Source organism: Flavobacterium sp. AK-301 (assembly GCF_058310215.1).
In genome coordinates this window covers 297,880-311,058 of record NZ_JBZEES010000002.1, presented here as the reverse complement: position 1 = coordinate 311,058, position 13,179 = coordinate 297,880, and the positions used below count along the sequence as shown (strand labels likewise).

7 protein-coding genes and 1 pseudogene are annotated in these 13,179 nt (G+C 31.2%); all 8 read left to right on the top strand.

The features are described from left to right. The first annotated feature begins 84 nt into the window (after positions 1 to 84). The 8 genes and pseudogenes from AC4FQX_RS04870 to AC4FQX_RS04835 all read left to right on the top strand — a co-directional run bounded on the left by AC4FQX_RS04870 (position 85) and on the right by AC4FQX_RS04835 (position 13,029). Positions 85 to 2,067, top strand: coding sequence for an LTA synthase family protein (locus AC4FQX_RS04870; protein WP_491166550.1), 1,983 nt, complete (start codon positions 85 to 87; stop codon positions 2,065 to 2,067). Further along, the gene (locus tag AC4FQX_RS04865; RefSeq protein WP_491166549.1) at positions 2,064 to 2,942 is read left to right on the top strand and encodes a diacylglycerol/lipid kinase family protein; all 879 of its coding nucleotides are present in this window, start codon (positions 2,064 to 2,066) and stop codon (positions 2,940 to 2,942) included. The genes AC4FQX_RS04870 and AC4FQX_RS04865 overlap by 4 nt, the downstream gene beginning before the upstream one ends. Positions 2,943 to 3,116: 174 nt before the next feature. Beyond that, on the top strand, positions 3,117 to 3,788 hold the full coding sequence (locus tag AC4FQX_RS04860) for a response regulator transcription factor (RefSeq protein WP_491166548.1): 672 nt from the start codon (positions 3,117 to 3,119) through the stop codon (positions 3,786 to 3,788). A 3-nt stretch (positions 3,789 to 3,791) separates the two neighbouring features. Then, on the top strand, positions 3,792 to 5,174 hold the full coding sequence (locus AC4FQX_RS04855; protein WP_491166547.1) for a sensor histidine kinase: 1,383 nt from the start codon (positions 3,792 to 3,794) through the stop codon (positions 5,172 to 5,174). Between the two features lie 155 nt (positions 5,175 to 5,329). Continuing rightward, positions 5,330 to 9,659: pseudogene (locus tag AC4FQX_RS04850) on the top strand (CusA/CzcA family heavy metal efflux RND transporter). A 4-nt stretch (positions 9,660 to 9,663) separates the two neighbouring features. Beyond that, the gene (locus tag AC4FQX_RS04845) at positions 9,664 to 10,782 is read left to right on the top strand and encodes an efflux RND transporter periplasmic adaptor subunit (protein WP_491166546.1); all 1,119 of its coding nucleotides are present in this window, start codon (positions 9,664 to 9,666) and stop codon (positions 10,780 to 10,782) included. Between the two features lie 18 nt (positions 10,783 to 10,800). Then, entirely contained in the window at positions 10,801 to 11,367 is a 567-nt protein-coding gene (locus AC4FQX_RS04840) for a cytochrome b/b6 domain-containing protein (RefSeq protein WP_491166545.1), read from the top strand. A 258-nt stretch (positions 11,368 to 11,625) separates the two neighbouring features. Further along, positions 11,626 to 13,029 (top strand): amino acid permease, encoded by a 1,404-nt coding sequence (locus AC4FQX_RS04835; protein WP_491166544.1) that lies wholly within the window; start codon positions 11,626 to 11,628, stop codon positions 13,027 to 13,029. Positions 13,030 to 13,179 lie beyond the last annotated feature (150 nt).

Below are 13,179 nucleotides of genomic sequence, written 5' to 3'. Positions count from 1 at the left end.
AAAATCTTAGTATTGATTTAAATTACTTACATTTAACCCCGTTATTAGATTTTTTATTTTTACCCTATTAATTAAATATTGGTTATGAAATTATATTTTAAGAGTTTGCTTTCTTCTTTTTCTTCAAAAAGACTTTCTTTATTATTCAATTTTATTAAAGGATTTTTATTATTTTCTTTTTTACTGAGAATTATTTTTTTTATTTGGCAGTATAATGAAGTATCCTGGAATTTTATTTATTTTTTCAAAACGATTTTTATCGGTTTATTTTTTGATATTGGTACTTGTCTTTTTATTTCTATTCCCGGTATTCTTTATCTGCTTATTTTTCCAAACCGATTTGTAGGTTCATGGTTTGATAAAATTATGACCTATTTCGTTTTTACATTGACTATTTTTATTTTAGTTTTTACTTTTTTTGCAGAGATTACTTTTTGGGAAGAATTCAGAACCCGATTTAATTTTATAGCAGTAGATTATCTTATTTATACTCATGAAGTTGTACAGAATATTCAGGAATCTTATCCTTTGCCGATATTAGTGTCCGGAGTAGTATTGATCACTTCTTTAATTATTTTCTATATTTCTAAAAAAGGATATTTTGCAACTACTTTTTCAGGAAAACTTTCCTTAAAAGAAAAAATAGTATTGCTGATTACAACAGTGATAATTGTTTCTTTCTATAGCTTAGAAGTTACTAATAACCAGGCTGAATGGTCAGGCAATCGTTATAATAATGAAATATCAAAATCAGGTATTTATTCCTTTTTTGCAGAGTTCAGAAATAATCAGATGAAATATGAGATTTTCTATACTACAATAGATAATAAAGAAGCCTTTAAAAGCATAAAAAAGAAATTATCAATGGATAGTAAATTTCTGAATCCAAATGATTTTACAATTCGTAGAAATATAAAAGATTCATTAGTATCAACAGCTGTAAAGCCAAACGTGGTTTTTATTCTTGTAGAAAGTTTAAGTGCCAGTTTTATGAAAGAGTTTGGTAATCAAGAAAATATTACTCCATTTTTAGATTCTCTTGCTCAGAACAGTCTGTTTTTTTCAAATTTGTATGCTACAGGAACAAGAACTGTTCGTGGTATGGAAGCAGTAACTTTATCAATTCCACCAACTCCGGGACAGAGTGTGGTAAAAAGACCGAACAATCAAAATCTGTTTACTATATCCAATATCTTTAAATCCAAAAATTATGACTGTAACTTTTTTTATGGAGGAGATGGTTACTTTGATAATATGAACAGTTATTTTGGAGGTAATGGATTTAATATCTATGATAGAGGTAGAGGAAGTGTTTTGAGCGATCAAATAAAAATGAAACGAAATACTATCAGTGATAAAGAAGTTTCTTTTAAAAATGCGTGGGGGATCTGTGATGAAGATATTTTTAATAAATTGATTAGGGTTGCTGATGACCAATATAAAAATAATACACTTTTTTTTAATTTTGTTATGACGACTTCAAATCATCGTCCTTATACTTATCCTGAAAGTAAAATTCAAATTTCTTCCGGAACCGGACGTTCAGGAGCAGTTGAATATACGGATTATGCTTTAAAAGAATTGTTCAGAAAGGTAAAAAATAAACCCTGGTTTAAAAACACTGTATTTGTGATCATTGCAGACCATTGTGCCAGCAGTGCCGGAAAAGATGAAATTGACGTGGCAAATTATCATATTCCTGCTTTTGTTGTCAATTTACCAAACAATTATACTGAAAAAATAGATAAACAATGTTCTCAAATTGATCTCTTTCCTACATTATTCTCTTTATTTCATTGGGAATATCAGACGAATCTGTTTGGAGAAAATATATTAAACCCAAATTTTGAAGAACGTGCTTTTATTGCAACATATAGAAAGTTAGCTTTAATGAAACAGAATCATGTTATGATTTTATCTGATCAGAAAAAACAGGCTTTCTATCAATGGAATAAAGCAGATAATAGTTTAAAAACACTGCCTATGGATGCTAGTTTCTTGAATGAAACAATTTCATGGTACCAGACAGCAGATTATTTATATACGAATAAACTTTTAAAAGAATGATTTACCTCCACTTTATTGTTAATCCTATTTCAGGAAAAGGAAAACATAATATTACCAAAACAATGCTAAGAGAGCATTTTCCTGAATCGGATTACAGACTGGAAATAGACTATTCTACTTATAAAAAGCATGCTGTTGAATTAACAAAAGAAGCTATTACAAAAAATCCGGATATTATTGTTGCCTGTGGTGGTGATGGAACGATTAATGAAGTTGCTTCCTGTTTAGTAAATACCTCGGTTACATTGGGAATCATTCCGGTTGGTTCTGGAAATGGACTGGCATCTAATCTTCAGATACCCAAAAATATAGAAAAAGCAATTGCAGTTCTGAAAAAAAATAAAAGAGGAACTATTGATGTTGGAAAAATCAATAATAAATATTTTTTTAGTAATATGGGGCTTGGACTGGATGCATTGGTAATCCATAATTACGAATGTGCTCAGAAGCGCACATTACCGGCTTATGTTACAGCTTCCCTAAAAGCTTCATCAGAGTATACAGCGCCAAAAGCTATATTGAAATTTAATGATCAGAAGATGGAAACAGAACCCTTTCTGCTCTTTATTTCAAATTCTAATGAAATGGGGTATAATATGAGCTTAACACCCTCTGCAAGTCTTGCTGATGGATTATTAGATCTTTTGATTGTTCCTAAATGTAATTTTTGGCAGAAGTTAAAATTAGGTACCCTAGTAGTAATGAATAAAGCGAACTTATTCAAAAAAGCACAGAGACATTTAATTACCAATATCAATATTGAAATACCGGAAAAAACAGTAACAGAATTACAGATAGATGGTGAATATTTTAAACTAGATACTAATGAAGTCAATGTTTCGATATTACCCGGCTCTTTAAAAGTTGTAATATGATCCGGTTTTCTTAAGATTAGCTTAATACAGAGCAGAATCTGTATTAAGCTAATTTTATTTTTTTACTTTTATATACATTTATTTAAAATACATCCTGTCTATTGATTTAGATAGGATTCTTTTTTGAACTGAATCATAGTCTGTTTTAACTATTTAGTATTTAATAAAATAAATATGAATATTCTCATTATTGAAGATGAAGAAGGAATTTCAAAGTTTTTAAAAAAAGGACTTGAAGAAGAAGGTTATCAGGTTTCTCTGGCTAATGAAGGGAAGCAGGGGTTACAAATGGCCTTTCAGCAGCAGCATGACCTAATCTTGTTGGACTGGATGCTTCCAAAAATGAATGGACTGGATATCTGTATTGCATTCCGAAAAGAGAATACAACAACTCCGATTATCTTTTTAACCGCAAAAGATACTATTCAGGAAACAATCGAAGGATTAAAGGCAGGAGCCAATGATTATATTAAAAAACCATTCAGTTTCCAGGAATTGCTTGCCCGTATAGCTGTACAGCTGCGACCGGTTCAGCAGGAAAACACAGAATGCCATTTAGGTAAAATCACTCTGAACACTAATACTTATCAGGTTTTTAATGATAATGAAGAAGTATCACTTACCCAGAAAGAGTTTGCCCTTTTAGAATATCTTATTAAAAATAAAGGAACCGTCTGTACTAGGGAACAAATCATTAAAGATATCTGGAATATTCATTTTCAGTATGATACCGGTGTTATTGATGTCTTTATCAATTCTCTGAGAAAAAAGCTAAAATTAAATGTAGAAGAAGAATCTATAAAAACTATTCGTGGAATCGGATATATTGCTAACGAACCTTCTTGATTTATGTTCTCATTATCATTTAAAAACAGAATTTCCTTCTATTATATCATTAGTACCGCCTTACTTGTATTCGGTGTGTTCGTACTGATTTATTTTATTGCCAAAGCTAGTATTTATAATCATCTGGACAACGATATCTATGTAGAATTAGAAAAACTCGAAGATGAAATAAAAGTAGAGAACAATACGGTTTATCTGTTTACCGAAAAAGAATGGAAAGAAAGAGAGCATAATACTTTAGATCTAAGCCCTATTTTTATTCAGTTTGTTGACAGTACCGGAAAAACAATAGATAAATCACCTAATCTAAAAGATAAACGACTTCCGTTCTCAAAAAACATAAAAGACAATCATATCTTTAATGCTAAATTGGATGGAAAAGCCATAAGAGAAATAAAGATTCCTTTATTTGAAAAAAAACAGACTGCTAGTTATTTATTAATAGCTGTTTCACTTGAAGAAGCCATAATGCTTCTTAATAAATTAAGCTTGATCTTGCTGATCATTTATCCCATCGTTTTAATCATATTATTTTTTATTGCCCGAATCATTGTAGGACGAAGTATTCAACCTATTCTTACCATAATAAATACATCTAATAGAATATCACAGGAAAATTTAAAAACGAGCCGTATTCCATTACCATATAACAAAGATGAACTGTATATTCTTTCAGACACAATTAATAATCTGCTGAACCGGATAGAAGGAGCTATTGACAGAGAGAAACAGTTTACTTCTGATGCCTCACATGAATTACGTACTCCTTTAGCTGTTGTCAAAGGAAACCTGGAAGTTTTGATCCGAAAAGAGCGGAACAGAAAAGAATATGAAGAAACCATTCTGCAATGTGTTCAGGAAGTAGACCGTTTAAATGATCTTGTAGACCAGCTTTTACTATTAGCCCGATTTGAAAATCAAAAATTAATAGTTAAAAAAGAATCTGTTGCTCTGGATGAGATTATTTTGCAGTCATTAGAAAGGTTTTCTTCTAAAATAGAAGTGAAAGATTTGACCGTCGATTTTACATTTTCAGATCATTTCTGGGTAGAAACCGATCTTTACATGACTTCCATAATTATTGAAAATCTGATCTCAAACGCTATTAAATATTCCAATCCTAAAAATACAGTTCAGATTAATCTAATCCGGGATAATAACACCACAGTCTGTAAAATAAAAGATAATGGGATTGGTATTTCTGAAGAAGATATGAATAAGATTTATAATAAATTCTATCGTTCTCAGGCATCAGAACATCCTGATATTAAAGGAACAGGATTAGGTTTATCCATAGTAAAAAGACTTTGCAGACTACTTTCTATTATTATCCGTATTGAGAGTCATAAAAATAAAGGAACAGAGATTACACTGATCTTTTCCTGATGATAACATAAATATTTTTAATAGCCATACATCAATGATAAACATTAGCTGAAAACTCTTTTTTCTAAGGATATCTTAATAAAATCTTAAGCGAATCTTAAGTTCTTTACTTTTCTTGTTTTCTAATTTTATGAAATAAAAAATAAGGGTTCAAAATGCTTGAAAAAATTATAAAATTTAGTGTTCACAATAAATTACTGGTATTTCTATTAACGTTATGTATTATTGGTTATGGGCTATATTCTGTAACTCAGATATCAATAGGAGCTGTTCCGGATATAACCAATAATCAGGTACAGGTAATTACTACTTCTCAAAATTTATCTACTCAGGATATTGAACAGTTTGTAACTTATCCAGTAGAAATTGAAATGGCAAACTTGCCTGGAGTAAAAGAAATTCGTTCTATTTCAAAATTTGGATTATCTGTTGTTACTATTGTTTTCGAAGAAAATATGGGAACTTATCTACCTAGACAACTGATTGCCGAAAAAATTAAATCAGCAACCGAAAAGATACCTAAAGGCTTTGGAATACCTGAAATGGGACCTGTAACAACTGGTCTCGGTGAAATTTATCAATATATTCTGGATGTAAAGCCAGAATATAGAGATCAGTATTCTGTATCTGATTTACGAACCCTTCAGGACTGGGTTATTAAAAGACAATTATCCGGAATTAAGGGAATTGTTGAAATCAATACTTGGGGAGGTTATTTAAAACAATATGAAGTAGCAATTAGTCCATCGCGACTGAATGCAATGAATATAAGAACAATTGATATTCTGAATGCTTTAGAGAGTAATAACAGTATTGCAGGAGGTGCATATATAGAGAAGACTAATCAGAGTTATTTTATTAGAGGAGAAGGATTAGCAAAATCAATTGAAGATATTGAAAATATCGTTGTTAAAAATGCGAATGGTAATCCTATATATATAAAAGATGTTGCCAGAGTACAGGAAGGTCATGCTAATCGTTTTGGAGCTATTACTGGTAATGGAGAAGGAGAAAAGGTATTAGGCCAAATTATGATGCTGAAAGGTGCTAATTCTAAACAAGCCATTGAAGATGTAAAAACAAGAGTTGCTGAAATACAAAAAACCTTACCGGAAGGCGTTTATATCAATCCGTTTCTTGAACGAAGCGAATTAGTAGCAAAAACGACTTTTACAGTAGCAGAGAATCTGGTATTAGGCTGTCTGATTGTAATTTTTGTGGTTGTTCTTCTATTGGGGAATTTCCGGTCAGGATTAGTAGTTGCCTCTGTTATCCCAATTTGTTTACTTTTTGCTATCTCTTTCATGAATATTTTCGGTATTGATGCCAATCTGATGAGTTTAGGAGCAATTGATTTTGGTATTATCATTGATGGAGCCGTTATTATCGTTGAATTTATTGCTTTTCAAATTATATCAAAAAGTACCGTTTTAGAACATTTGTCAAAAAAAGGCAGACAGATGGAAATTGATCAGATTACGATTACAAGTGCTTCAAAAATGATGAATTCAGCCGTTTTCGGACAACTGATTATTCTTATTGTTTTTATTCCGATTCTGTCCTTATCCGGTGTCGAAGGTAAAATGTTTAAACCTATGGCAATGACCTTTAGTTTTGCATTAATAGGAGCTATGTTATTGTGTTTTACCTATGTTCCGGTAGCAGCTTCCGTATTTTTAAAACCAAGACCTGAAAATCCAAAATCGATTTCCAGTTGGCTAATCCGGAAATTAAAAATTCTTTATCTACCGATAATTACTTGGGCCGTACATAATACCAGAAAAGTATTATATGGTGCTCTGGCTCTTTTAATAATGGCTATTGGTTTATTTACAACTATGGGAGGAGAGTTTATTCCCACACTGGATGAAGGAGATTTTGTGATACAACCTGTTCTGAAAACCGGAACTTCATTAACAAAAACCATAGAAACTACAACTGAAATAGAAAAAATACTATTAAAAAATTTTCCTGAAGTAAATCAGGTTGTCAGTAGGATAGGAGCCGCAGAAGTTCCAACAGATCCTATGTCTATGGAAGAAAGTGATGTTATTGTTACGTTAAAGCCAAAAAATGAATGGACTTCTGCTAATTCCAAAGAGGAACTTGCGGATCGGTTTAAAGAGGCTTTATCTATTATTCCTAATATGGAGATTGAGTTCACACAACCTATAGAAATGCGTTTTAACGAACTTATTTCCGGAACACGCTCTGATGTAGCTATTAAGGTTTTTGGAGAAGATCTGGATATTCTGAACCGTAAAGCACTTGAAATTAAAGCTGCTGTTGAAAACGTAGAAGGAGCATCTGATATAATTGTCGAAAAAGTAAGTGGCCTGCCACAAATGAGCGTTGTATTTGACCGTTCTAAAATAGCCCGTTATGGACTGAATATATCTGATCTGAATGATATTATTGCTCTAGGATTTGCAGGAAAAACAGCAGGAAGTATATTTGAAGGGGAAAAACGTTTTGATTTAGTAATCCGTCTAAATAAAGAAAATCGCAAAAATATAGAAGATCTGAAAAATTTATATATTTCGGTTCCCGGTGGTGGACAGATTCCATTAGAAGAAGTAGCAAATATAGAATATACAACAGGACCTGCTAAGATATCCAGAGATGATACAAAACGAAGAGTTGTTGTGGGAATTAATGTCAGAAACAGAGACCTCGAAAGTGTTGTAAATGATATTAGACAGATTGTCAATTCAAAAATAAAACTTCCTTCCGGGTATTATATTAGTTATGGTGGACAGTTTGAAAACCTTCAAAGCGCAAAAGACCGATTGATGGTTGCTGTACCCATTGCCTTATTTCTGATCTTTATATTACTATATTTTGCGTTTCATTCTGTAAAAGAAGCTTTAATGGTCTATACGGCTATTCCACTTTCCGCAGTAGGAGGAATTCTATTTTTGTGGATCAGAGATCTACCTTTCAGTATTTCTGCGGGAGTTGGATTTATTGCTCTTTTCGGAATATCTGTTCTTAATGGTATTGTATTACTTGAACATTTTAAAGAATTAAAACTTCAGGGAATAGAAGATATTAATGAACTGATTATAAAAGGAACAGCAGATAGGTTACGTCCTGTACTATTAACCGCAATGGCAGCAGCTCTTGGGTTTTTACCTATGGCAATATCTTCATCTGCAGGAGCAGAAGTACAACGACCATTAGCCACAGTTGTTATTGGAGGGCTCTTTACGGCAACAATTTTAACAATGCTTGTATTACCGGTATTATATAAAATATTTCATATTTCAGAAAAAAATAATAAATTATAAAGCAATGAATAATAACATTTTATTTTTTTTATTCTCATTCATAACTATAAATGGATATTCTCAGAAAAACAGCTCTGAACTGGAATATTTTATTCAGAAAGCACTAGAGAATAACAAAGAAATTAAAGCTTCACAAATACAAGTGGATAAATCTCAAGAACTAATTAAAAGTGCTTTTTCATTTGACAAAACCAATATCTATTACAGCTATGATCAGAATAATTTAGCAGCAGATGATCTACCTTTAAAAGTATTCGGAATTCAGCAGAATTTTGCTTTTCCTACTGTATATACTACTCAGAAAAAAACTAATAAAGCGGAATGGGAAAAAGAAAAAGCCACTCTTAAACTGCAGAAAAATAAGATCACATTACAGGTTTCTCAGATATATGAAGATATTGTTTATGTACAAAACAAAGAAAAATTGTACAAATATCTGGATAGCTTATATGAGAATTTCTCAAAAGCCAGTCAGCGTCGGTTTGAATTAGGTGAAACCAATTATCTGGAAAAAATAACTGCTCAAGCAAAATTCAGAAAAATTAGAACAACTCTGACTCAACTGAATAAACAAAAAATAGCTGTATATGAGCGCTTAAAAGCAGTATTGCAAACACAAGACTCCATAATTGTTCAAAAAGAAAAATTAGAACCACTAAGTAGTCTACAGGTTGCAAACAGTAAAGAACTATATAATGATTTGTTCGAATCGACCTCAAAAGTGTATCAATCACAACTGAAAAGAGAAAAACAAAACTGGCTACCTGATATCAGTTTAGAATATTTTCAGGGAAAGAACAGAGCTTTAACCAATTCTCTTAACGGTTTTCAGGTAGGAATATCCATTCCTCTGCTATTTAGTGGTAATACTGCAAGAACAAGAGCTGCACAACTGGATATTAAAAGCTGGGAAGAGCAGAAACAGAATCAGGAACTCAGAATAGAACATTTTTTGAATCAGAAGAAAAATGAATTGGAAAAAGAACAGGAAGCAATCCTGTATTATAATGAATACGGTAAAAAATTATCAAAAGAGATCTTTAATACTGCCAGTTCCAGTTATAAAAACGGAGAGATTGATTTCTTTCAGTACATTCAGAGTTTAGAAAACGGAGTTACCATTGAAATCGATTATCTGGATAACGTTCTACAGAACAATAAAATTTCCCTGGATTTATATTATCTTAATTTTTAACATGATGAAAAACTATATTTATATTTACTTTTTTGCTTTCTTTTTTATTTCTTGTAAAAAGACAGAGCCTGAACAAATAACTAAAAAGGATAATTCTCTGATTACTGTAACAGATCAGCAATTTATAAGTACAAAAATGATATTAGGGTCTCCCGGAGAACAGGAGTTTAATATTATAGTAAAAGCTAATGGCGTTATTGATGTTCCACCACAGAACAGAGCTAAAATAACTACATTTTTGGGTGGGTATGTAAAATCAACAACATTATTGGTAGGAGACAAAGTTAAGAAAGGACAAGCTCTTATTACATTAGAAAACACTGAGTTTATAGATCTTCAACAATCTTATTTAGAAGTAGCAGAGCAAATTGACTATTTAAAAGTAGAATTTGAAAGACAAAAAATATTATATAATGAAAAAATAGCCTCACAGAAAAATTATCTAAAAGCAGAAAGTGATTACCGGAAAGCAAATGCAATATATCAGAGTCTACATAAAAAATTACAGTTACTGAATATAAATCCTACTCAAGTAGAAAAAGGACATTTAACCTCAGTAATTACTCTTTATGCACCTATTTCAGGTGATATTGCCATAATGAATGCTGCAGTAGGACAGTTTATGACACCTGCAGATGTTATTATGGAAATTATAGATACTGAAAATCTTCATTTAGAATTATCTATTTTTGAAAAAGATATACTAAACATAAAAGAAGATCAGAAAATACTTTTTAAAGTTCCCGAAGCTTCTGGAGAACTGTTTGAAGGATATGTTCATTTGATAGGAAAATCAATAGTAGAGAAAAACAGAACAATTAATGTTCATGGCCATGTTGATAAAAATGTAAAACAGAAATTACTTACCGGAATGTTTGTAGAAGCACAAATTATAGTTGATACTAAAAAAGATCTTGCAGTCCCTAAAGAAGCCCTAATAACAGAAGAAGATAAAAATTATGTTCTGTTACTTCAGTCTCATAATAATCAGGAATATCATTTCAGAAAAACATATATAAAAATAGGCACAGAATCTGAAATATTTATTGAGATTATTCCAAATAAGACCATAAATTCAGAATCAAAGATACTGATTAAAGGAACTTATGATTTAGTATATTAATTTTTAAGTATATAAGTTATGAAAAAAAGAAAATTTACAGTTCTGTTCAGAATAATGCACTGGACAATGGCATTATCGATCTGCCTTATTTTAATTACCGTATTCCTGCGAATTTACTGGATGAACAAAGATCATATTGCAGGAATTTTAAATTCTGGTTTAGGAGAACTAGATATAACTCTTACTAAAGAACAACTTACTAAAATTGCAAAGCAGATTAGAAAACCAATGTGGAATTGGCATGTTTATATTGGTTATGTACTGACGGGTTTATTTATAATCCGTTTATTACTTCCGGCTTTTGGACAAATGAAATTTCCAAATCCTTTTACAAAGATCAGTACAGGTAAAGAAAAAGTACAATCTTGGATTTATATAATTTATTATATTGGACTTGGAATTACCTTAATTACCGGACTTATTATAGAGAACGGACCACGAAGTATGAAAAATTTAATGGAAAGTATACATGTATTATCTCTTTATTTTATAATTACTTTTCTTATTTTACATTTAGGAGGTATCATTTTAGGAGAACATACCACTAAAAAAGGTATCATTTCTAAAATAATAGGAGGTGATTAATACTAATACTATAACTATTTATTATATAAAAGTTCTTATTTGAAAAACTCAAATAAGAACTTTTAGTTTAATCCCTTATTGATTTATATTCAGATATATACTATCTTAAATATACTTTTTTTTTAATAATTTTTTTAATACTATTTTTGAAAAAATACTATTATCATTATTTAATTAGCAATTATTAAATATAAATTAGCTAAATTGGTTTTTAATTAAGGAGTATTTATGTTTATTTAATATCGATTTTATACAATTATGAAAAAACAGGTGAAGGGATTACAAAAAGGATTAAACAATCGGCATATCTTTTTTATAGCGTTAGGTTCTGCTATAGGTACGGGGTTATTTTATGGTTCTGCAAAAGCAATTGAAAAAGGAGGTCCTGCAGTTTTGATTGCTTATTTAATTGGGGGAATAGGTATTTTTATGGTAATGAGGGCCTTGGGGGAAATGGCGGTTCATAAACCTGTTTCAGGTTCATTTGGACGATATGCAACAATGTATTTAGGACCTCTGGCTGGTTTTATTACCGGTTGGACTTATATTTTTGAAATGATCCTCGTCTGTTTAGCAGATATTACTGCATTTGCTATTTATATGCATTTTTGGTTACCTGATGTTTCTCCGTGGATATGGACACTCGGAATAACGGTTATTATAGCCGCTATGAATCTTACAGCTGTAAAAATATTTGGTGAACTGGAATTCTGGCTTTCTCTAATAAAGGTTCTTGCTATAGTTGCCATGATTGTTGCAGGACTTGGGATTTTATTTTTTGGTTTTGGTGCCGTGAACTTTAAAGCAATAGGTTTCAGCAATCTTTGGGAAAATGGAGGATTTATGCCTAATGGAATAGGAGGGGTTATTGCTTCATTCTCTGTAGTGATGTTTGCATTTGGAGGTATTGAGATTATTGGTATTACAGCACGTGAAGCTAAAGATACTGATAAAAGTATCCCAAAAGCAATTAATGCTGTACCGGCACGTATATTATTATTCTATATCATGACCTTAACTGTTTTAATGTCTCTTTTTCCATGGAATGAAATAGGAACAGCGGATAGCCCTTTTGTAAGCATTTTTAAAAGTCTGGGTATTGAATCTGCGGCTCATATACTGAATGTAGTTATTATTTCAGCTGCTATTTCAGCTATAAACAGCGATATGTTCGGAGCAGGGCGGATGATGTATGGTTTGTCTAAAGAAGGACAGGCACCAAGAAGTTTTGGATATCTGGCAAAGAATGGAGTTCCAGTAATACCGGTAATGGTAATGCTTATTACATTACTGGCAGGAGTTATACTAAATTATTTTTTCCATGATCAGATGTTTTTTATTATTGCAGCAATAGCTACCTTTGCCACAGTATGGGTCTGGTTGATGATCTTATTATCTCAATTTAATATGAGGCGTAAATTGAGTCCGGAAGAAGCTCAGAAACTGAAATTTCCAGTACCTTTCTGGCCAGTTGGTCCAATATTAGCAATTCTGTTTATGATTTTTGTCATTGTGGTGCTTGGTTTCTTTAAAGATACACAAATAGCTTTATTAGTAGGAGCACTGTGGGTTTTATTACTTGTTATTTGTTATTTCATATTTGGAATCCACAATAGAATGGAAAAAGCTGAGGCAAGGAAAAATAAATCTTCTGATTTTTAACAATACTTATCATATTAATACAAGTTGTTATTTTATTTTTTACCTTTACTATACTTAAGTAGATATTTTAATTTACTGATACTCTGTAAGTACCAGTAAACATTAATAATAAACACTAAAAAAGGTAAGATTAAAGATCTATAATGGCAC